The sequence below is a fragment of the Paenibacillus sp. An7 genome (assembly GCF_009870785.1).
Classification (GTDB): Bacteria; Bacillota; Bacilli; order Paenibacillales; family Paenibacillaceae; genus Paenibacillus.
The window spans coordinates 93993-116850 of sequence record NZ_WTWX01000007.1; the positions used below are offsets into that span (position 1 = coordinate 93993).

Consider the following 22858-nt stretch of genomic DNA (forward strand, 5'->3'; position numbering starts at 1 on the left):
TGTTCTATTCCCTGATTGTCCTGAATATTCATAATGATGAATGATATTGTGAATGAAGGAGACAAGTCGGGGGGAGATGAATATGGCCAAAGTGTCCAGCGTGATGCTTCGTCGCCGTTTACTATGGTGCATGCTGATACTTCTTATTTTATTTACAGCACTGGTCGTACGTTTAGCTTATGTACAATTTGTCAAAGGGCCAGCGTTATCGGAGGAAGCGGAGAACTTGTGGCGAAGAGAAATTCCGTACACAGCAAAAAGAGGACAAATCCTTGATCGGAACGGGGTATCTCTTGCTTACAACATTACAACGCCATCCGTGATGGCTATTCCTGTACAGATTAAGGACAAGGAGCAGACGGCTACGGCTTTAGCACCCTTACTAGGTATGACGAAGGAAAAAGTGCTGGGTATTATCTCGAAGAAAGAAAGAATAGTTCAGATCAAGCCCGGGGGCCGCAAAATTACGATGGAGAAAGCACAGCAGATTCGTGATTTAGAGCTTCCGGGCATTGTTGTAGCTGAAGATAATAAACGTTATTATCCTTTTGGGGATCTTGCAGGTCATATTCTTGGGTTTACCGGGATTGATAATCAGGGATTGACCGGTGTTGAAAAAACGTATGATGATAATCTGAACGGAATTGGGGGAGGTATTGCCTATCTCTCTGATGCCGCAGGCAGATTGATGCCGGGATCAAGCGAGACTTATCAAGCTCCTCAAGATGGACTGAACCTCAAACTTACGATTGACCAGCCGATCCAGTCAATTATTGAACGTGAACTGGATCAAGCAATGGTCAAATTTCAAGCGAATTCGGCTCTTGCCATTGCGATGAATCCTAAGACAGGCGAAATACTGGGGATGGCCAGTCGCCCAGGCTATGAACCCGGTCACTATCAGGAATATGACGCTGATGTATATAATCGGAATTTACCGGTATGGATGACATATGAACCGGGTTCTACCTTCAAGATTATTACGCTGGCGGCTGCCCTTGAAGAAAAGAAAGTGGACCTTAAAAATGACAGGTTTTTCGATAAGGGATTTGTTGAAGTCGGCGGAGCTAGACTTCGGTGCTGGAAGAAAGGCGGCCATGGCAGCCAGACCTTCTTACAGGTTGTGGAAAACTCCTGTAATCCAGGGTTTGTTGCTCTAGGTCAAAAACTTGGCAAAGAGTCACTTTTCAAGTATATTAAAAACTTCGGTTTCGGCTCTAAAACAGGCATTGACCTTAGTGGAGAAGCCTCTGGAATTTTATTCAAACTCTCGCAGGTAGGACCTGTAGAGCTTGCTACGACTGCTTTTGGTCAAGGGGTATCTGTTACTCCTATCCAGCAGATTACGGCCGTCTCTGCCGCCATTAACGGCGGGAAACTGTACAAACCATTTGTAGCTAAGTCCTGGGTTGATCCGGTGACAGGTAAAATAGTAGAAGAGACGAAGCCTGAAGTCGTAAGGCAAGTCATATCAGAAGAAACATCGAAGCAGGTTCGAGAAGCTCTTGAAAGTGTAGTCGCGAAAGGAACAGGCCGCCCGGCATTTATTGATGGATACCGAGTAGGCGGAAAGACGGGTACGGCGCAGAAGGTAATTAATGGAAGGTACTCGTCAACGGAACATATTGTTTCCTTCATCGGCTTTGCTCCAGCGGATGATCCGCAGATTGTCGTATATACGGCCGTTGATAACCCAAAAGGAATTCAATTTGGCGGCGTGGTTGCCGCGCCGATTGTACAGAACATTCTAGAAGATTCGCTTCATTATTTACAAGTACCGCCTCGGAGTGATCAGATCGCTAAGGAATACAAATATGGCGAAACACCGATCGTTACTGTTCCTGATCTTACAGGAGCAACAGTACAGGACCTCTATGAGGATCTTAATATGAACTTCATGCTGTCGAAATCCGGGTCTGGAAAAACCGTAGTAAGTCAAGCTCCAAAGCCAGGAGCAAGGGTGGAACGCGGCTCGACCATTCGAATCTACATGGGCAGTGAACCAGAAGATGCGCACCAGAGCGAAGAGAAAAAAAAGGCAGATAATGAAAAAGAAGAGCCTTAAGGTTTTTACTCATCTATCTATGGACCATACTGGCAAGTAACGGATACAATAGGTAAGGATGACGTCTTATTTCATGGAAAGAAGGAATACATGTGCAGTTAAAACAATTTGCTTCCCTGCTGGCAGTATGTGAACTCTCCGGCAATGGAAACACAGAAATCAAAGGAATTCAAACGGATTCAAGACAAGTTCAAGAAGGGGATATGTTTATATGTCTGCCTGGTCATACCGTAGATGGTCATGATTATGCTGACAAAGCAGTAAGCCTCGGTGCAGTTGCACTTGTCGTGGAGCGTAAACTTGAACTCGATGTACCTCAACTCATCGTAAGCAGCTGCCGGTTTGCAATGGCCGTTTTCTCGGATCATTTTTTTGGACACCCGAGTCAGAAGCTGAATATGATCGGCGTTACAGGTACAAATGGAAAAACAACGACAACTTATCTGATTGAACAAATATTGAATGATGCGGAATCAGAGACTGGCCTTATTGGCACGATTCAGATGCGTTATGCCGGTCAAACATTCCCGATGTCAGGAACCACACCAGAAGCTCTTGATCTGCAGCGCAGTCTTCATCATATGGTAGAAGCAGGCGTGAAAAATTGCGTCATGGAAGTTTCTTCTCATGCGTTGCAGCAAGGCCGCGTAAAAGGTACGGAATTCCGGACTGCGGTGTTTACAAACCTCACTCAGGATCACCTGGACTATCATCACACGATGGAAGAGTACCGTGGAGCGAAATCTTTGCTTTTTGCTAGATTAGGCAATGGATTTGAAGATGACCTTCATAAACGCAAGTATGCAGTTCTTAATGCAGATGATGCAGCATCGGTTTATTTTGCAGATTCTACTTCAGCTGAAGTGATTACATATGGAATCGATGCGAATGCTGATGTGCGGGCTTCTAATATTAAAATTACAGCACGAGGCACTTCCTTCCACGTGGATTCCTTTAAAGGAAGTACGGATGTAGAGCTTCGTATGGTAGGTAAGTTTAATGTGTATAACGCGCTCGCAGCGATCACAGCAGCTCTGCTTGAAGGAATTGAGCTTAATTCGATCAAGCGCAGCCTTGAAGCCATTCCAGGTGTAGATGGCAGGGTAGAAGCGGTAAACGAAGGTCAGCCTTTCGCCGTGATCGTAGACTATGCTCATACACCGGATGGACTTGAGAATGTACTGCGTACAGTTAACGAATTTGCTGAAAAAGAAGTATTCTGTGTCTTTGGATGCGGTGGAGACCGGGATCGCACAAAACGTCCAATCATGGGTCAAATCGCTGCTAAATACAGTGACAGAGTGTTTGTTACTTCTGATAATCCTCGGACAGAAAACCCGGATGCCATTCTTGAAGATATCAAGCAGGGTTTGATAGCAAATGCGGTTCCATCCGAAAAATATGAACTGATTGTTGACCGTAAGTCAGCTATTAAACGTGCTATTGAACTGGCAAGCCCAGGCGATGTAGTATTGATAGCGGGCAAAGGTCACGAGACTTACCAAATTATCGGAACTGTGAAAACAGATTTTGACGATCGGCTCGTGGCGAAAGAAGCGATAAGGGGAATAACAAAGTGATAAAAAGAACGTTAGAACAAATAGCACATATGTGCAGCGGCACCCTTGTAAGAGAAAGTGACCGTGAAACGCTCATTAAAGGAGTATACACGGACTCACGTAAACCATCGGCGGGACAATTATTTGTTCCGCTGACAGGGGAGCATTTTGATGGGCATGAATATGCTTCTAGCTGCCTCGGTTCGGGAGCTGCAGGGACACTGTGGCAAAGAGACCATGGAGATGCACCTGAAGGTGCTGTTATCCTCGTTGATGACACGCTGACGGCACTTCAGGAGATTGCGGCTGCCTATCTCAAAGAGAGCGGTGCTTCTGTAGTTGCGATTACGGGCAGCAATGGGAAAACAACAACGAAAGATATGGTGTACTCCCTTTTATCTACTACCTTTAAGGTACATAAGACACAAGGGAACTTTAACAACCATATTGGACTGCCTTTAACGATCCTCAGTATGCCGGAAGATGCGGAAATTGCGATTTTGGAAATGGGGATGAGCGGGCGTCAGGAAATTGAACGTCTAACGCAAATTGCTTGTCCAGATGTGGCCGTTATTACGAATATTGGAGAAGCGCATCTGTTACAGCTGGGTTCTAGAGAAGAAATTGCGCGGGCTAAGCTGGAAATTATGGCAGGACTCAAAAATGGCGGCCTTCTGATCTATAACGGTGATGATCCTTTAGCTGATCGTGTTCTTGCAGAACCCGCGACCAAAAAACCAATGGAATTTAAACGGTTTACTTTTGGTATGAATGCGACAAATGATGATTTCCCTACGGGAATGATGAATCACCCGGAAGGAATGGTATTCACTTCGGTTCGATCCGGGGAAGAAGCATTATCTATTCCTCTGATTGGCGCTCATAACGTGGTGAATGCACTCGCTGCGCTTGCTGTAGCAAGACATTACGGCGTGTCCTACGAAAACATGAAAAAAGGTCTATCCGAGATAAAACTAACAGGAATGCGTATTGAGGTCATAAAAGGTACAAGTGGGATTACGGTACTTAATGATGCTTATAATGCGAGTCCTACCGCGATGAAAGCTGCGATTGATGCGCTTGCCGGCCTTTCTGGCTATTCTCGCAAAGCAGCAGTTCTCGGCGATATGCTTGAGCTTGGACCAATGCAGGAAGAACTTCATGAAGAGATTGGACAATATTTGACACCTGATAAGCTCGATCTGGTTTTCACATATGGTCCCCTGTCTTCTTACATTGCCAAAGGCGCACGGCAGCACATGCCTGCGGAAGCAGTGTTCGCTTTTGAAGATAAGGATGCTTTAATTTCCCACCTTAAGGATAGAATGAGTTCTAAGGATGTAGTGCTTGTAAAAGCATCCCGGGGAATGAAGCTGGAAGATGTGGCGAATGCCTTAATTACGGAACCATTACAGATCTGAAGTTAACTAGAGAGGTGTTTTCATGGATTTTCAATTAATGCTCTTAACAATCGGGGTTTCTTTTATTCTTGCAGTGATTGCAGCCCCTTTGCTTATTCCGCTTTTAAGAAGAATGAAGTTTGGACAGCAGGTCAGAGAGGATGGTCCGAAGAGCCATCTTAAAAAATCAGGCACGCCTACGATGGGCGGAGTTGTCATCGTCTTGGCTTTTACACTTGCATTCCTAAAGTTTGCTCCTGTTAAAAATACCGATTTTTATGTTCTGCTCGTGGCTACTTTAGGGTTTGGTCTCATTGGATTTCTCGATGATTATATTAAAATTGTCGCTAGAAGATCACTTGGTCTGACAGCAAGGCAAAAACTCATCGGTCAATTGGTTTTTGCTGCAATTATGTCTTTCTTGCTTATTCAAAACGGACATAGTACGGAAATTTCCGTGCCAGGAACGGATTTTGGTTTTGATTTTGGCGGCTGGTTTTACTATCCGTTTATTGTCATCATGATGCTTGCCATTAGTAATGCAGTTAACTTTACAGATGGCCTTGATGGATTGCTTTCTGGAGTAAGTGCCATTGCATTTGGTGCATTTGCGATCGTGGCAATGCAGGCAACTTCCCTTCCTGCTGCGGTATGTGCTGCTGCAATGATCGGTGCAGTACTTGGTTTTCTAGTATACAATGCGCATCCTGCCAAAGTATTTATGGGTGATACAGGTTCACTGGCCATTGGCGGTGCAATTGGCGCTATTGCGATTGTTACGAAGACGGAACTTCTGTTTCTAGTCATCGGCGGTGTTTTCGTTGTGGAAATGTTGTCCGTTGTCATCCAGGTCATTTCTTTTAAAACAAGAGGGAAACGGGTATTTAAAATGAGCCCGATCCACCATCATTTCGAATTGTCTGGGTGGTCTGAATGGCGTGTTGTTATTACGTTTTGGGCCGTAGGACTGCTGCTTGCAGGACTCGGACTCTTCATCTACAAGGGGTTGTAATTATGAATCATCCGGAGAATTACAAAGGAAAGAACGTCGTGGTCCTTGGCCTTGCCAAGAGCGGCGTTCAAGTTGCTAAAGTGCTCCATCAAGCTGGAGCTTATGTGACAGTAAATGACCAAAAAGAAAGAGAACAGTGTCCCGAAGCATCCGAATTGGAGGCTTTGGGAATTTCTGTTCTATGCGGAGGTCACCCAGATGACCTCATTAACGAAGAGGTTGCTCTGCTCGTGAAGAATCCGGGCATTCCTTACAAAGTGGCACCAATTCAGAAGGCACTTGAGCTTGGTATTGAGGTAGTCACTGAGGTAGAAGTAGCTTATCACTTGTGCAAGGCACCGATCATCGGTATTACCGGCTCAAATGGAAAGACAACAACGACCACTTGGGTGGGAATGATGCTGGATGCTGCCGGCTTATCACCGATTGTTGCCGGTAACATTGGAACACCTCTTTCAGAAGCGGCTACCGCAGCTACAGAGAAGGATATTATGGTTGTTGAGCTGAGCAGTTTTCAGCTAAAAGGGACGACAGACTTCAAACCGGCGATAAGCTGCCTTCTCAATGTCTCTGAGACTCACCTTGATTACCACGGAGGAATGGAAGATTACGTAGCTTCAAAAGCAAAACTCTTTCGGAATCAGACGGAAAAAGACAAGGCTGTTCTAAACTGGGATGACCCGGTATGCAGACAGCTTATTCCTTATATCAAAGCGGAATTAATTCCTTTTTCGATGACGGAGACTCTCCAAACCGGTGTTTATGTTGATCCTCCTTATGTAGCCAATGTAGAGGATGAGATCAATAGAACCGTTGTTTATCGGGATAAGGAAGGCAAGGTTCATCCGATTATAACAGTGGATCAGATCGCAATCCCAGGACGATTTAATGTTGATAATGCACTTGCATCTTGTGCCATAGCTATTGCTGCTGGCGCATCACCGGATGTGCTTCACGGGCCGCTATCTGCTTTTAGAGGGGTAGAACATCGTCTCGAGTACGTTCTTACCCGTAATGAAACGGCATACTATAACAATTCCAAGGCAACCAATGCCAAAGCGACAACGATGGCACTTACCTCGTTTAAGAAACCAATTGTCCTGATTGCAGGGGGGCTTGACCGAGGATCGGATTATATGGATTTACTTTCTGTTTTCAGTGAAAGAGTAAAAGCTGTCGTTTTGCTGGGTCAAACGAAAGGCAAACTGGCGGAAGTTGCGAAACTTGCCGGATTAAAGGCAATAGAGGTTGTCGATAATGAAGTAGATGCCGCTGATACACTAAGAAAGGCTGTTTCGATAGCCGCTTCATTAGCTGTACCTGGAGATGTGGTTCTATTATCCCCTGCATGCGCAAGTTGGGATATGTATTCTTCCTTTGAAGAGCGTGGACGCATTTTTAAAGAGGCGGTGCATAACCTGTAAGTAGGGGGGTTGGATAAGCCCCTACTACATATGTAAGAGGTGGCCTCCAATGAAACAGACCCGTCCAGCGCCTGATTTTTGGCTGATCATCTGCATTGTATCTTTACTTGCCATCGGTCTTGTAATGGTATACAGTGCGGGTTCTGTCCTCGCTTTCCGTCAATACGGCGACTCTTTCTATTTTGTGAAGAGGCAGTTGTTATTTGCGGGGCTGGGGCTAGCTGCCATGTTCTTCACTGCAAATGTGGATTACCGGATTTGGCGCAATTATGCAAAGTATATCCTTATTTTTTGCTTTATCTTGCTTATTATCGTATTGATCCCTGGAGTCGGCGTTGTTCGCGGCGGAGCGAGAAGTTGGCTCGGAATCAGTTCGTTCGGTATTCAGCCCTCCGAGTTTATGAAGCTCGGGATGATCTTATTTCTGGCCAAATGGCTCAGTAAAAACCCGGATGAAATTAAAAATTTCACATCGGGATTATTGCCGCCGCTTGCTTTAATGGGAAGCGCATTTGCTCTTATTATGCTTCAGCCAGACCTTGGTACCGGCACGGTAATGATGGGAGCTTCTATGCTGATTATTTTTACGGCGGGGGCAAGAATGAAACATTTACTGTTGCTTGGTTTGGGTGGTTTAGTGGGTTTTGCGGGCCTTATCGCAGCAGCACCTTATCGTCTGCAGCGGATCACCGCTTTTCTTGATCCCTGGTCAGATCCGCTGGGCTCTGGTTATCAAATTCTCCAATCCCTATACGCGATCGGTCCGGGGGGCCTTGGAGGGCTGGGTCTTGGAATGAGCCGACAGAAATATAGTTATGTTCCGGAACCGCAAACGGACTTTATTTTTTCTATTCTAGCGGAAGAACTAGGGTTTATAGGCGGTCTCATCGTACTTATGCTCTTTTTGATGCTGGTATGGAGAGGGATGCGAGTTGCGATGACGATTCCGGATGCTTTTGGAAGTCTGCTTGGGGTAGGTATTGTGGGAATGGTTGCTGTTCAGGTCATCATTAATATTGGAGTTGTTATCGGGCTGATGCCTGTTACGGGAATTACGCTCCCGTTAATCAGTTATGGAGGTTCATCCCTGACGCTGATGCTTACAGCACTAGGAATTTTACTTAATTTATCACGTTATGCGAGGTGACGATATTCATGCGCGTTGTACTAACCGGCGGAGGAACAGGCGGACATATCTATCCGGCTGTTGCTGTCGCAAGACAATTAGAATCAGAAGATAACACGGCGGAATTTTTATATATCGGAGGTAAAAAGGGGCTGGAAAGCAAACTTGTTCCACAAGAGAACATCCCTTTTCAATCGATTGAAATATCTGGTTTCAAAAGAAAGTTATCTTTTGATAATGTGAAAACGATCCTTCGTTTTCTTGAAGCAGTAAAGGAATCTAGAAAAATGCTGAAGGAATTTAAACCTGATGTAGTGGTGGGTACTGGCGGTTATGTATGCGGTCCTGTTGTGTATGCTGCAGCAAAGCTGGGCATTCCAAGCATTATACATGAACAAAATGCGATTCCTGGGCTCACCAACAAGTTTTTGAGTCGGTACGTCGATACGGTGGCTGTCAGCTTTGAAGGAGCTGAGAAAGCCTTCTCTTCCGCAAAGAACACCATATATACGGGTAATCCGCGTGCTACTACGGTACAACATGCGAACCCAGAGCGTGGATTTGCTTCGCTTGGAATTCCGAAGGGAAGTAGAGTAGTACTGATTGTTGGAGGCAGCAGAGGAGCTAAAGCAATCAATGATGCAATGATCCAAATGGCGGATCAGCTGAAGAACCTAGGCGAGATCCATGTGGTATACGTAACAGGAGATGGCTATTATGAATCAACTCTTCAGGCAATAAAGGAGCGTTTAGGACATATTCCAAGTTATCTGCATGTTCTACCGTACGTGCACAACATGCCTGAGGTGCTGGCAGCTACCTCGTTAATCGTTAACCGGGCCGGCGCTTCTTTTCTTGCGGAGATTACCTCGCTTGGAATTCCTGCTATACTCATTCCTTCACCAAATGTAACCAATAACCATCAAGAAGCGAATGCAAGAACGCTTGAAAAAGCGGGAGCAGCTCGGATGCTGCTTGAGAAGGACCTTACGGGCATCTCTTTATTTCAGAATATTGATGAAATTATGAAAGATGAGAAGATTCAGCGCTCTATGATGGAAGCTTCAAAGCGTCTCGGAAAACCGGATTCTGCCTCCTTATTAGTAGCTGAAATGAAACGTATTGCGAAAAATAAATAAATAGAATATAAAAGTCTCCATGGAATGTAAAACGGTTCCTGGGCGATTGTCACACACAAGGTACTCCTTACATAAGATACCTTATCAATTGTGACATTCCCCTTTTGGACGAAGTAAATGTCCGGGTGTGTCATAAACAATACTATTATCCGCTGAACTGACTTAATGGGATGGCAAAGCAGTGTCTAGATCACGCTGATGCGCTTCCTAGAGAGAAACAGCAGAGGACGTTCTACCTTGTGGATGCTTCTCGATCAGGCATGAAATGGACGGTATAAACCGGGTCGAAGCGATCAAGAACTAGGGTGAACGGGTAAACTCGGAGGTGATACACTTGGACAAATTGGTGATTGAAGGCGGGAAACCCCTATCAGGATCCATACGTATCCATGGAGCTAAAAATGCTGCTTTGCCTATCATGGCAGCAAGTTTACTTGCAGAAGGAAACACGCAGCTCCATAATGTACCTCATTTGCTCGACATTGAGGTGATGTTACACATTTTAGAACGGCTCGGATGTGGTGCAAAACATGACTCAGGAAAAGTAACCATCGACACATCCTTAGTCAGTTCTGCTAGAGTACCGGAAGACTTAATGAGCAAGATGCGCTCCTCCATTTTTTTAATGGGTCCTTTGCTTGCAAGATTTGGAGAAGTGTCCATCTATCAGCCTGGAGGATGTGCGATCGGAGAAAGAAAGATAGATCTGCATTTGAGGGGACTCGAGGCGCTGGGTGCGGTGATTGAGGAGAAGGATTCTCAAATTACCTGCCGTGCTAAAAAACTAATCGGTGCAGATGTACAACTTGATTTTCCAAGTGTCGGGGCCACGGAAAATATCATGATGGCTGCTGCGACAGCCAGAGGGACGACAACGATCACGAATGCAGCAAGAGAACCCGAGATTCAGGATCTTCAAAATTTCCTGAATGCAATGGGAGCGAACATTATCGGAGCGGGCACGAGTACCATTACGATTAACGGAGTCGATTCATTAACCTCTTGTACCTATGAGATTATACCGGACCGGATTGTGGCAGGTACAGTGCTGATTGCTGCTGCTGCAACAAGGGGGAATGTCACTCTTACTCACTGCAATCCAGCGCACTTAAATTCTCTTATCCATGTGCTGAAGCGAGCCGGTGTTCAAACGAGTGTATGCAATGATATAATAAACGTAAGCTGTTTGGGGCGACCTAAAGCGGTTGATCGTATTGTTACTTCACCATACCCTTCGTTTCCTACAGATCTTCAATCACAGGTTATGGTGTTGCTCAGTTTGGCAGATGGATTTAGTGTGATGAAAGAGACCGTCTTCGAAGCCAGATTTAAGCATGTTAATGAACTGAATGTAATGGGTGCTGATATTTCTGTTGATATGAACGCTGCTTTTATACGTGGTGTTCCGCGGCTTTATGGGGCCACAGTAGAAGCAACCGATTTACGCGCCGGTGCTGCGCTTGTTATTGCAGGACTTGCCGCACAAGGGAGAACCGTCGTTGAACAAGTGCATCATATTGATCGGGGTTATGATCAAATTGAGCAGTTGTTTCAATCACTTGGGGCTTCTGTGGAACGTCAGCCGGTGAGCTTTGTTGCACCTTAATTGTTGTCCCCTTTGTCAGTGAGAATAACGATGCTTATATATATTCCAATCAGTATCATTTTAAGCACAAACTTGCCTTGAAAGTCCCCTCTTTTTGAGGGGACAATAGGGCTTTTATGGAGCGGAGATTTATGCCAAAAAATCAATTGCCCGCTCTCAAAAAAGAGAGCATGCCAAAACGTAAAACAAGCCGTAAATTAATCATGATCCTCATCCTTTTATTTATTGCTATACTTGCTGTTATATTTTTCAGATCGCCAGTTAGCAAAATTTCTCAGGTTCAGATTGATGGAAATGTGTTTACTACTAAAGATGAGATTTTAGCAAAGAGCGGCCTTAAAGTGGGTAATCCGTTTTTTAGTGATAACGGCAGTGATATAGAGAAGAAGTTGGAAGAGATGCCTTCTGTATCTGAGGCAACAGTGGACAAGCAGTTCCCGGGTACAATCGTAATCCACATTAAAGAATACGATCCAGTAGCTTACGAACTGGCAGCAGACGGACAGCTTCATGCTATTTTATCCAGTGGAGTGAGTGTTACGCTTCCTGATAGCGGAATTTCCGTAGAAAAACCGATCTTGACACATTGGGAGGATGGCAATCCGCTAAAAACAGAGTTGTCTGAGATCCTTAAGAACATACCTAATGAACTTACCACAGATATTTCTGAAATTATGCCATCGCCTACCCCGTCGTTTCCTGATCGGATTAAACTTTACACAAAATCACAGTTTGAAGTAATTACTACGGTGTCCTTGTTAGAAGACAAGGTAAGCTATTTGAATCAAGTAATTGAAACGGAAAAACCAGGGATCATCACTATGCTTGAAGCTGACTCCTATGAACCCTTTATTCCAGACACAGAGGAAGATGAGGAAGTAGAGACAGCTGAATGATCCAAATTTATGCAATTCTAATGGAAAACAATGGACGTGTGAAGATAGCACTTTCTGATCGTATGAAAAAATGTTACACTTTACACTATATGCATCTTGCTATCATTTCCTTCTTTTTTCTTTGAAATTTGACTAGAATCGTTTGTGACGGTTAAACTCGTGAACAAACTTAGAGACAATTAGGAGGTTCACCTCCTATCAACTGAGTAAAGGCAGTTAACAGGAGCTTATTATCTCCACCCTGAAGGCACCCAAAAAATTTGTTGAAAAAAGAGGGAAAGCCTTAAACGTGTTGAATATGTAGAGAGTGTTTGTTTAAAAGAACGTATATTAATCGGAGTCAGGAGGTGCCACAGACTTGAGCAACAATGACATCATTGTTAGTTTGGACATCGGTACATCCAAAGTTCGGGCTATTATTGGGGAAATTAATAATGGAACCTTTAATATTATTGGAGTTGGATCTGCCGACTCAGAAGGAATTCGTAAAGGTGCAATTGTAGACATTGACCAGACTGTACAATCGATCCGCAACGCAGTAGATCACGCGGAACGTATGGTTGGTATTCAAATATCCGAAGTTTATGTCGGGATCTCTGGAAATCATATCGGGCTTATGACAAGTCACGGTGTTGTGGCAGTATCAAATGAGGACCGCGAGATCGGTGAAGAAGACATGGAACGGGTGTTGAAAGCAGCAGAAGTCATCGCGATCCCGCCGGAACGCGAGATCATAGATGTTGTGGCAAGGCAGTATGTAGTTGATGGTCTTGAAGGAATTCAGGATCCTCGCGGTATGATCGGTGTTCGTCTTGAAGTGGAAGCGACGATCATTACAGGGGCGAAGACTGCCATACATAACTTGTTGCGCTGCGTTGAGAAATCAGGACTGAAAGTGAAAGATCTGGTGCTCATGTCTCTTGGATCAGGGCTGTTGTCCTTATCCAAAGATGAGAAAGGAATGGGTTCTGTACTGGTTGATATCGGTGCAGGAATGACCACGATTGCCGTGTTTGAGGAAGGCTCGATGGTTGCAACTTCGACACTGCCAATCGGCGGGGAGTTTGTTACTAACGATATTGCTTACGGACTGCGAACCTTGACAGAGCAAGCTGAGAAGGTCAAGCTTAAGTATGGTTGTGCTTGGCTTGATGATGCAGCTAGTGATGTTGTATTCAAAGTAACACGTATTGGCAGTAACGTGGATAAAGAATTTACTCAGGAAGATTTGGCAACGATCATAGAACCTCGTGTGCAAGAAATCTTCCAATTAATTCATCAGGAAGTGAAGCGACTGGGTTATACAGAGCTACCTGGAGGTTATATACTAACAGGCGGTACTGTAGCGATGCCAGGTGTGTTACAGGTTGCTAGACATGAACTTGCTGCTTCCGTTAGAATTGCAGTGCCGGATTATATCGGTGTGAGGGATCCAGGCTATACGAGCGGTGTGGGGATTTTGCATAATGTCATTCGTGGTATCAAAGTAAGACCAGCGAATAATAATCCTGGTGGCGGAGGCAATAACAAAAAACCAACCAATCGAGTTAAGCCGAATCCGGCTCCGGAAGAAGAACAAAAACCGGGGTTTTTCGAACGCTTAAAAAATATGTTCAGTGAATTGATATAGCATGTCTGAATCCATTTCATAGATCCTTGAACGATTCGTTTTCGAGTGATCTTTACGAAATGGTATTGTTCGTCGATATATGAAATGGTCTGGATTCATTTTCGGAACGTGGACGAGCCATCCATGCACACATGAGGGGGAGATGGAAAAGTATGTTGGAATTTGATTTCGATATGGAGAGCTTGGCTCAGATAAAAGTAATAGGTGTCGGTGGCGGCGGAAGTAATGCGGTTAACCGAATGATTGAAAATGGTGTGCAAGGAGTCGAATTCATTACGGTGAATACGGATGCTCAAGCACTGCATTTAGCCCGCTCAGAACACAAACTTCAAATCGGTGATAAGCTCACAAGAGGACTTGGCGCTGGTGCCAATCCAGAAGTAGGTAAAAAGGCTGCAGAAGAGTCTCGTGATCTGATTGCGAATACCTTAAAAGGTGCGGACATGGTGTTCGTTACTGCTGGTATGGGCGGAGGTACAGGAACAGGTGCTGCTCCTGTTATCGCTGAAATCGCTAAAGAGTGCGGAGCATTAACAGTTGGTGTGGTTACACGTCCATTCACATTCGAAGGACGTAAACGTTACAATCAAGCAGAGCACGGTATTGAAGCCCTCAAAGAAAAAGTAGATACACTGATTGTGATTCCAAATGATCGTTTGCTTGAGATTGTAGACAAGAAGACTCCAATGCTTGAAGCTTTCCGCGAAGCGGATAATGTTCTTCGCCAAGCAGTACAAGGTATTTCTGACTTGATTCAAGTTCCGGGTCTTATCAACCTTGACTTTGCCGATGTTAAAACCATTATGACAGAACGCGGTTCTGCACTTATGGGTATCGGTATGGCTACTGGAGAGAATCGGGCTGCAGAAGCTGCACGCAAAGCAATTATGAGTCCGCTCCTGGAGACTTCGATTGAAGGAGCACGCGGTGTTATCATGAACATTACAGGTGGTTCTAACCTGTCCTTGTATGAAGTAAATGAAGCAGCCGAGATTGTTACATCTGCTTCTGATCTAGAAGTAAATATGATCTTTGGTGCGATCATTGACGAGAACCTGAAAGAGGAAATCAAGGTTACGGTTATCGCGACAGGATTCGAGAGTAAGCCGGAGCCTATCCCGCAGTCTACTCGCAAACCGGTTCAATCTACTGAACCGCAAGAGAGCCGTCCGTCAAACAACCTGAAACCGTTCAGTAATGCACCGGGTTCGGATCAACTTGATATTCCGACGTTCTTACGTAATCGCTCGAGAAATAATGGCAGCAATCATAACGAATAATAAACTTTTTATGCATAACGAACTGTAGTCCATTGGACTGCTGGCAGACTGTAGACAAACTAGCCTATAACTAGTTTGTCTACAGTCTTTTTTATTTTCTTTTTACGACAAAAATAGTACAAATCACTTCCCACGTTTAGACAGACTTTGAGATATCTTCTCCTTATACTGAATGTATTCATGATTTACGTAAGGCAGGTGAGAGAACCTGGTTGTATATATCGACTTGATTTTTCTAACGAACCTGCTTATTGACTGGGTGCTGTTGTTCCTTACCGCTTGGATGCAGAAGAAAAAGCCAAAATGGTGGCGAATGATTATATCTTCAATCATCGGGGCTTTGTATGTAGTAATGATGTTTGTTCCGGAACTTACTTTTTTGTACACATTCTTAATCAAATTCACATTATCCCTGTTTATGATCTGGACCACATTTGGATTTCATAGTTTACAAGCATTTACAAAAACAATAGGGACGTTTTATGTAGTTAACTTTGTGGCAGCGGGCGGCATACTCGGCGTTCATTATCTGCTGCAGAGTTCAGCTGATTTATTTAATGGCATTTTATTTACGACAACAGGTGGCATCTCTTTTGAACTTCAAGTTGGCTTTTGGTTTGTGTTTATTACTTTTTTTGCGGTTCTGCTTGTTTTTAAAGGAGTACAGTCTAGTAAAAGAAAGACGGAACAAATGTCTGTTTTTTTCGGAGATATGATTGTTGAGATAGGGGGAGTGGAAGTCACTTGTACAGGGCTCGTGGATACGGGGAATCAGCTTACAGATCCACTCACACGGACACCGGTTACCGTGATGGAAGCTTCCTTGTGGGAATCCTATCTGCCCCCTTCTTGGAAAGGGAGAATCTCAGAAGTTTCAGCAGACACGTTAATTATGGAGCTCGAAGAAGAGTTCATCTGGCAGGATCGTCTTAGGCTGATCCCTTACCGGGGGATTAACAAAGGAACAACGTTTATGCTTGCACTTAAACCAGACTCGGTAAAAGTAATAATGAACGGGACTTGCTATACACCAAGGCGTACCCTGATTGGACTCGATGGAGGGAAGTTATCTTCGGAAGGGAAGTATCAGGCCATCATTCACCCGGAATATGTGCAAGAACCTGCTGTAGTCAATACAACGGCCGGTCAAACAGAAAAGCCGCTGAACGTGGTATAGGAGGAAGTGTACATGCTCGTCAAATGGAAACTTGCCGTACAGCTGCAATATTACAGATTCTTATTTTTGTTTGGGCTAAAAAGCGAAGAGATTTATTATATTGGTGGAAGTGAAGCACTGCCCCCGCCCCTGACAAGGGAAGAGGAAGAATTTTTACTGCAAAAACTGCAGACAGGTGACCCTGCGATCCGGGCTATGCTGATCGAACGAAACATCCGGCTTGTCGTATACATTGCTCGCAAATTTGAGAATACCGGCATTAACATTGAGGATTTAATCTCTATTGGGGCAATTGGACTAATCAAGGCAGTGAACACGTTTGATCCAGAGAAAAAAATTAAGCTGGCGACCTATGCTTCCCGGTGTATCGAGAATGAAATATTGATGTACTTGCGGCGTAACAGTAAGATCCGGTCCGAAGTGTCTTTTGATGAGCCGCTGAATATTGACTGGGATGGAAATGAACTGCTGCTGTCCGATGTACTGGGTACCGAGAACGATACGATTTACCGAAATATTGAAGAGCAAGTGGATCGTAAACTGCTGCACAAAGCATTAGACAAGCTGACAGATCGAGAGCGCATGATTATGGAACTAAGGTTCGGGCTGCAAGACGGGGAAGAAAAAACACAAAAAGATGTTGCGGACATGCTGGGCATTTCCCAGTCTTATATTTCTCGGCTCGAAAAGAGAATCATTAAGCGGCTGCGTAAGGAATTCAATAAAATGGTGTAAAATCAAGTCTTGGTTATAACTGGTAAGGTTTTGATTTTGGAATAAAAACACCGCTCAGGGAGATAATGTACATTAATGTTTCTCCTTGGGAGGTAAATCACGATGACTCGTAATAAAGTCGAGATTTGTGGCGTGGATACCGCGAAACTGCCGGTCCTAACCAACGTAGAGATGCGTGAGTTATTTACAAATCTACAGCAAAATAATGAGCGCTCAGCTAGAGAGAAATTGGTGAATGGCAATCTGCGATTAGTACTCAGTGTCATTCAGCGTTTCAATAACCGGGGAGAATTCGTTGACGATTTGTTTCAGGTCGGTTGTATTGGTTTGATGAAAGCCATCGATAACTTTGATTTGTCTCAAAATGTAAAATTCTCCACGTATGCGGTTCCGATGATTATCGGTGAGATTCGCAGATACCTTCGTGATAACAATCCGATTCGCGTATCAAGATCTCTGAGAGACATCGCATACAAAGCACTGCAAGTGAGGGATGCACTAACCAATCTCAATTCGCGGGAACCTACGGTTTCTGAGATATCTGAGGTGCTTGGTGTGCCCAAAGAAGATGTCGTGTTTGCGCTAGATGCAATTCAAGATCCGGTATCCTTGTTCGAGCCGATCTATCATGACGGTGGTGATCCCATTTATGTGATGGATCAGATCAGTGACGACAGGAATAAGGATGTAACCTGGATTGAAGAGATTGCGCTTAGAGAAGCAATGCTCAGGCTGGGTCAGCGGGAAAAAATGATATTGTCTATGCGCTTTTTCGAAGGAAAAACGCAAATGGAAGTAGCAGATGAAATCGGCATTTCTCAAGCTCAAGTATCTCGTCTTGAGAAGTCAGCGATCCAGCAAATGCAGAAACATGTGAAGACGTAAGGCTTTTGCAGTATGAGGAAAATGCAATGTATTAGGTAAATTGCATAATGAACTAAATTCCTAAACCTTTATTTCTGCCTTAGGCAGAAATAAAGGTTTTATCTTTTTGTACAGAAGTTCTAAGAGCTTGCAGCAACGATCTTAAAAAAGAGTACATTTTGGGCGATTGAATCATATAGTAGATTATAAGCACAAATAGCGGGATGTGATAAGGTATGAGTTCAGGAGATTTAACGGTTAGAGCGATGAAAATTTCAGATTTTCAAACCAAAGACGTGATTAATATTATCGATGGAAAAAGGCTTGGTCAGATTAGTGATTTGGAGCTTGACCTTAGGAATGGGCGAATTGATGCGATTGTTGTCCCAAGTTACAGCCGTTTTATGGGGTTATTCGGCGGTGGTTCAGACCTGATCATTCCATGGCGTAATATTGTCAAAATCGGTTCTGATGTGGTCCTTGTTAAGATGGATGAGATCAAGGAGCATTCGGGCGATGGAGAGCAGCCAAGTTCAGAACGATGGGAACGAAGCCGAGACGAGCAGCGGCGCGGGTTATGAAAGTTGGAGTGGAAAAAGGCACAGCCTTTCTTTTAAGCGAAGGTAGATGAGCAATTTAGCTGTATTTTTGTTACACTGTAAAAAAAGATGAGGTGAATTTTACTTTCATGGAACCGTTTGTATTTAAAAAGACAGCATCCTTAGATTCTCCCAGCTTGAATCCTTCTGCTGCTGGGAGCCCAGGATTGTTTGAAATAGAACCTTGGAAAAGCTATGAGGCAGACAAAGGACTCAAAGTTGGTTATACAAGCCGTCTGGGCGGAGTAGGGAAAGCGCCTTACAGCAGTTTGAACTGTGCTTTTCATGTGGGAGATGATCCGCAGGATGTTATCGAGAATAGAACGCGGATCGCTAAAGAAATCGGTATGAAGCCAGAATCATGGACATGCGGAGAACAAGTGCATAAGAATGAAGTTGCGATTGTAACCGAGCGAGATCAGGGCAGAGGTTTTCTAGATCGCGAATCGGCTTTTCAGGAAACGGACGGATTACTTACTAATGTAAGAGGTATTCTGTTAACTTCTTTTTATGCCGACTGTGTGCCCTTGTATTTCTTCGATCCGATAAAAGAAGTTGTTGGGCTTGCTCATGCAGGCTGGAAAGGCACCGTAGCCGGGATTGCGGAGCGAATGATTACACGAATGGAAGAGTATTATGGATGTCAACGTCAAGACATTAGAACTGCAATTGGCCCGTCGATAGGGAGCTGCTGTTATGAGGTAGACGACTATGTAATGAATAAGGTGAAGGTTTGGTATGAGGTTTCAGAGGGTAATGACAAACATAACAGCTTGACTTATGAAGCTTGCCATAAACCGGTTTCAGATGGAAAAAGTATGCTTGACTTGAAAGAAGTGAATCGACACATTATGATAAAAGCAGGAATATTGCCGGAACATATCGAAATTACTTCATGGTGTACAAGCTGCCATCCGGAATTGTTCTTCAGTTATCGTAAGGAAAACGGGATTACGGGTCGTATGGCAAGCTGGATCGGATTGGAAGAGAGGTGACCTCCTTGCAACTGGAGGAGAGAATTCAGCATGTTGATGAGCGTATAACGGCCGCATGCAAACGAAGCGGACGAAATAGAGAAGACGTCGGTGTAATTGCCGTTACAAAATATGTTTCGACTGCGATGACCAGTAAAGTACTGGATCACGGACTTATACATATTGGCGAGAATCGCTGGCAAAACGCTGAAGACAAATGGAATGCTCTGCACGATAGAGGGATATGGCATTTCATAGGACATTTGCAGACTAATAAGGTTAAAGATGTTATTGGCAAATTTGCATACATTCATTCACTAGATCGTCTTTCTCTTGCAAAAGAGATTGAGAAAAAGGCAGGTCAGGTTGATCTGCAAGTGGAGTGCATGCTTCAGGTGAATATATCTGGAGAAGAATCAAAATACGGACTTGAGCCGGAAGAAGTTGTACCATTACTCAAGCAAATTCGTGAATTTCCTCATGTTCATATTACCGGATTAATGACAATGGCTCCTTTTGAGGAAGATGCAGAACGTACCCGCCCTGTATTTCGCGGGCTTCGTGAACTAAGGGATGATTTGAACAGACAAGCTTTAACGAATCAGCCGCTGACCCATTTGTCGATGGGAATGTCAAATGATTATGAAGTTGCTGTTGAAGAAGGGGCTACCTGGGTAAGGCTGGGAAGTGTTCTTGTAGGAAAAGAGGAGGACTAAGGAGATGAGTGTAATGAATAAATTCATGAATTTTTTTGGCTTGCAGGAAGAAGAAGAGATTATTGAACGTGAACAAGTAAATACTACACGTAATGATGAACAGGAACAAGAAGTTGAAACCCCGAACTTCGATAAACGTAGAAATCAGAAGGGAAATAATGTGGTGAGTATCCATTCCCAAAAAAATGTAAAAGTTGTTCTCTATGAACCACGCAGTTATGACGAAGCTCAAGAGATTGCGGATCATATTCGTGCTCATCGCACCGTTGTGATCAATCTTCAGCGTGTCCGCAAAGATCAAGCTCTGCGGATTATTGATTTCTTAAGCGGAACGGTATATGCACTGGGTGGGGGTATTTCCAAAATAGGCGGTAATATTTTCTTATGCACACCAGACACGGTGGAAATTCAAGGAACGATTGCTGAGATTTTGGCTGAAAGTGAGAGCGACACAGATTACGGCAGAATGAGGTGAATTGTTTTTGGATATTGCAGTTCGAGCAATCACAGCTATAGTAGATATTTACTACTGGCTGATTCTTATTTATATCTTAATGTCCTGGTTGCCTAATGCACGCGAGAGTAAATTTGGAGAAATAATAGGCAAATTTGTAGAGCCGTATCTTGCGCCTTTCCGGCGTTTTATACCGCCAATCTTCGGTATGATTGATATCTCTCCAATCATTGCGCTTTTTGCTCTGCGTTATGCAGCAATGGGACTCATTGCTATTCTAAGCAGTATATTAACGTAGATTGTACGAAAGCCTTTAGGTAAGTATGATATGCAAAGCAGGGTGATCTTGAAATGAAAACAGAAGTTTACGATCATTTTCACCCCGATGAACGGGATTTTGTAGACAAAGCCTGGGAGTGGGTCGAACGTGCGGGACAGTTTCATGAGATGAAACTGACGGACTTTCTCGATCCTCGCCAGGCTTATATTTTGGAATCGATTATGAATCGCCGAAACGATGTACAGATACATCTGGATGGGGGTTTTGCATCAGCTGAGCGTAAACGGGCACTCGTAGCACCGGATTATGCTTATTTAGAAGAGGAGAGCATGGAGCTGGCTGTGCTGGCAATTACCTCAGCAGACCAAAAATTACTACAGCTCGAACACGGGGATTATATGGGTGCACTCTTGAGTCTTGGCCTCAAAAGAGGTAAGATTGGAGACATTCATGTACTTGATGATGGTTGCCATACGGTAGTTGCAAAAGAAGTTGCAGATTATTTATCAATCCATCTGCATCAGGTTCACCGTGTGAACGTATTTACAGATATTCTGCCGATCGATCAGCTTCGGACGAGTGAGGTATCACTTCAGATGATGGATCTGACGGTAGCTTCTTTGCGTCTCGACGGGATTTCAAGTGATGTGTACAGGCTCAGCCGCAGCAAAATTCTTATACCCATCAAGGCTGGCCGCTGTAAAGTGAATTTCCGAGTTGTTGAAGATCCGTCAAAAGCTCTTCAGGCAGGAGACGTAGTTTCTGTTCAAGGGTTAGGACGTTTTAAAGTACTTGAAATAGATGGAGTTACTAAAAAAGGCCGTTTTCGTGTCAAAGTTGGCAGATTTGTCTAAGTATGTTGCAGGAATTCTGCTTTTCTTGTCGAAAAGTATAGGTCTAGGCATTATGACAACATATGAAGTTGCCGATATAAACTACATGTTAATATACAGGTGGTGAATATTACATGATTCCGTAAGTCTTCTGCTGCCTATGGTGGCAGAAGGTTCACCATTATTTTTTTTGTTTCATAAATCTCCTTTTTTGGAGGTTAATATTATAGGAGGTGGACAGTATGCCGCTTACACCGCTGGACATACATAATAAAGAGTTCTCTCGCAGAATTCGTGGGTATGATGAGGATGAGGTTAACGAATTCCTGGATCAGGTCATTAAAGATTATGAGGCTGTGATCCGCGAGAATAAGGAACTTAATAACCAGCTGCTGTCCGTGCAGGAGAAGCTGGATCATTTCTCAAACATTGAGGAGACGCTGAGTAAGACTATTATCGTTGCTCAAGAAGCTGCAGATGAAGTGAAGAATAATTCGAAGAAAGAAGCGCAGCTGATCGTGAAGGAAGCGGAGAAGAATGCAGACCGCATCATAAACGAAGCTTTGTCGAAGTCACGCAAGATTTCGATGGAAGTTGAAGAGCTGAAGAAACAGGCTTCAATCTATCGTGCGCGTTTCCGTACACTTGTGGAAGCTCAGCTTGAACTTTTGACACAGGATGGATGGGAAGCGCTGGAGAACCGAGAATTTGAGGTTCGTGAGCATGAACGTCATGAACGTGAAATGAAAGAAATTTATTAATATTTCATTTATTTGGATATGATATAGATAAGAGCGGATTATGAACCATTTGCAGGTTACTGATCCGGTTGACTTTTTTTATAAAAGAGGCTATAAATATTCTTATATGAATTTCATATTTTATTTTTGATGATGGGAATCAGTACGTTGTGAAGATTGTTCACAGAGAGTTGGCGGTTGGTGCAAGCCAATGAACAGGTCATGACCGAATATCCTCCCGGAGAAGTGAAGCCGAAAGGATCTGCATTTATTACGATTGTACTTGCGGATACGAATAAGCTGATACCGTAAGCCGAACGTTATATCGGCTCCTTATGGAAGTTTCATA

21 protein-coding genes and 1 other annotated feature (1 of these 22 running past the window's edge) are annotated in these 22858 nt (G+C 43.9%); all 21 genes read left to right on the forward strand.

Going from position 1 to position 22858, the window contains the following annotated elements; genetic code table 11:
- Positions 1-82: 82 nt before the first annotated feature.
- The 21 genes from GQY27_RS10885 to GQY27_RS10985 all read left to right on the forward strand — a co-directional run bounded on the left by GQY27_RS10885 (position 83) and on the right by GQY27_RS10985 (position 22530).
- On the forward strand, positions 83-2065 hold the full coding sequence (locus GQY27_RS10885) for a stage V sporulation protein D (protein ID WP_160034209.1): 1983 nt from the start codon (positions 83-85) through the stop codon (positions 2063-2065).
- A 92-nt stretch (positions 2066-2157) separates the two neighbouring features.
- On the forward strand, positions 2158-3645 hold the full coding sequence (locus GQY27_RS10890) for a UDP-N-acetylmuramoyl-L-alanyl-D-glutamate--2,6-diaminopimelate ligase (protein WP_160034211.1): 1488 nt from the start codon (positions 2158-2160) through the stop codon (positions 3643-3645).
- Complete coding sequence (locus tag GQY27_RS10895) at positions 3645-5045, forward strand: UDP-N-acetylmuramoyl-tripeptide--D-alanyl-D-alanine ligase (RefSeq protein ID WP_160034363.1); 1401 nt, start codon at positions 3645-3647, stop codon at positions 5043-5045. The genes GQY27_RS10890 and GQY27_RS10895 overlap by 1 nt, the downstream gene beginning before the upstream one ends.
- Before the next feature lie 22 nt (positions 5046-5067).
- Positions 5068-6036 carry a phospho-N-acetylmuramoyl-pentapeptide-transferase gene (mraY, locus tag GQY27_RS10900; protein WP_160034213.1) on the forward strand — a complete coding sequence of 323 codons (969 nt, stop codon included), beginning with the start codon at positions 5068-5070 and terminating at the stop codon, positions 6034-6036.
- A gap of 2 nt (positions 6037-6038) precedes the next feature.
- A complete protein-coding gene (gene murD / locus GQY27_RS10905) occupies positions 6039-7460 on the forward strand; it encodes a UDP-N-acetylmuramoyl-L-alanine--D-glutamate ligase (RefSeq protein ID WP_160034215.1) in 1422 nt (473 codons plus the stop codon).
- 49 nt (positions 7461-7509) lie between these two features.
- Positions 7510-8607 carry a stage V sporulation protein E gene (gene spoVE, locus GQY27_RS10910; RefSeq protein WP_160034217.1) on the forward strand — a complete coding sequence of 366 codons (1098 nt, stop codon included), beginning with the start codon at positions 7510-7512 and terminating at the stop codon, positions 8605-8607.
- A gap of 8 nt (positions 8608-8615) precedes the next feature.
- Complete coding sequence (gene murG / locus GQY27_RS10915) at positions 8616-9725, forward strand: undecaprenyldiphospho-muramoylpentapeptide beta-N-acetylglucosaminyltransferase (RefSeq protein WP_160034219.1); 1110 nt, start codon at positions 8616-8618, stop codon at positions 9723-9725.
- A gap of 334 nt (positions 9726-10059) precedes the next feature.
- A complete protein-coding gene (murA, locus tag GQY27_RS10920) occupies positions 10060-11331 on the forward strand; it encodes a UDP-N-acetylglucosamine 1-carboxyvinyltransferase (protein WP_160034221.1) in 1272 nt (423 codons plus the stop codon).
- Between the two features lie 131 nt (positions 11332-11462).
- Positions 11463-12227 carry a cell division protein FtsQ/DivIB gene (locus GQY27_RS10925; protein WP_160034223.1) on the forward strand — a complete coding sequence of 255 codons (765 nt, stop codon included), beginning with the start codon at positions 11463-11465 and terminating at the stop codon, positions 12225-12227.
- A gap of 358 nt (positions 12228-12585) precedes the next feature.
- Positions 12586-13857 (forward strand): cell division protein FtsA, encoded by a 1272-nt coding sequence (ftsA, locus tag GQY27_RS10930; RefSeq protein WP_160034225.1) that lies wholly within the window; start codon positions 12586-12588, stop codon positions 13855-13857.
- A gap of 152 nt (positions 13858-14009) precedes the next feature.
- Positions 14010-15137 carry a cell division protein FtsZ gene (gene ftsZ, locus GQY27_RS10935; RefSeq protein WP_160034227.1) on the forward strand — a complete coding sequence of 376 codons (1128 nt, stop codon included), beginning with the start codon at positions 14010-14012 and terminating at the stop codon, positions 15135-15137.
- A gap of 208 nt (positions 15138-15345) precedes the next feature.
- Entirely contained in the window at positions 15346-16314 is a 969-nt protein-coding gene (gene spoIIGA / locus GQY27_RS10940) for a sigma-E processing peptidase SpoIIGA (protein ID WP_160034365.1), read from the forward strand.
- A gap of 12 nt (positions 16315-16326) precedes the next feature.
- Positions 16327-17049 (forward strand): RNA polymerase sporulation sigma factor SigE, encoded by a 723-nt coding sequence (gene sigE / locus GQY27_RS10945; protein WP_160034229.1) that lies wholly within the window; start codon positions 16327-16329, stop codon positions 17047-17049.
- Positions 17050-17151: 102 nt separating this feature from the next.
- A complete protein-coding gene (gene sigG / locus GQY27_RS10950) occupies positions 17152-17934 on the forward strand; it encodes an RNA polymerase sporulation sigma factor SigG (protein ID WP_160034231.1) in 783 nt (260 codons plus the stop codon).
- A gap of 215 nt (positions 17935-18149) precedes the next feature.
- On the forward strand, positions 18150-18494 hold the full coding sequence (locus GQY27_RS10955; protein WP_160034233.1) for a YlmC/YmxH family sporulation protein: 345 nt from the start codon (positions 18150-18152) through the stop codon (positions 18492-18494).
- A 107-nt stretch (positions 18495-18601) separates the two neighbouring features.
- Positions 18602-19507 carry a peptidoglycan editing factor PgeF gene (gene pgeF, locus GQY27_RS10960; RefSeq protein WP_160034235.1) on the forward strand — a complete coding sequence of 302 codons (906 nt, stop codon included), beginning with the start codon at positions 18602-18604 and terminating at the stop codon, positions 19505-19507.
- A 5-nt stretch (positions 19508-19512) separates the two neighbouring features.
- The gene (locus GQY27_RS10965; RefSeq protein WP_160034237.1) at positions 19513-20202 is read left to right on the forward strand and encodes a YggS family pyridoxal phosphate-dependent enzyme; all 690 of its coding nucleotides are present in this window, start codon (positions 19513-19515) and stop codon (positions 20200-20202) included.
- A 4-nt stretch (positions 20203-20206) separates the two neighbouring features.
- Positions 20207-20677, forward strand: a complete 471-nt coding sequence (locus GQY27_RS10970) for a cell division protein SepF (RefSeq protein ID WP_160034239.1) — start codon at positions 20207-20209, stop codon at positions 20675-20677.
- 7 nt (positions 20678-20684) lie between these two features.
- Positions 20685-20954: a YggT family protein gene (locus tag GQY27_RS10975; RefSeq protein ID WP_236570561.1), complete on the forward strand. Its 270-nt coding sequence runs from the start codon at positions 20685-20687 to the stop codon at positions 20952-20954.
- A gap of 53 nt (positions 20955-21007) precedes the next feature.
- Positions 21008-21790 carry a YlmH family RNA-binding protein gene (locus tag GQY27_RS10980; protein ID WP_160034241.1) on the forward strand — a complete coding sequence of 261 codons (783 nt, stop codon included), beginning with the start codon at positions 21008-21010 and terminating at the stop codon, positions 21788-21790.
- 221 nt (positions 21791-22011) lie between these two features.
- Positions 22012-22530 carry a DivIVA domain-containing protein gene (locus tag GQY27_RS10985; protein WP_160034243.1) on the forward strand — a complete coding sequence of 173 codons (519 nt, stop codon included), beginning with the start codon at positions 22012-22014 and terminating at the stop codon, positions 22528-22530.
- Between the two features lie 120 nt (positions 22531-22650).
- Positions 22651-22858, forward strand: a binding site (T-box leader); it runs 112 nt beyond the window's last position.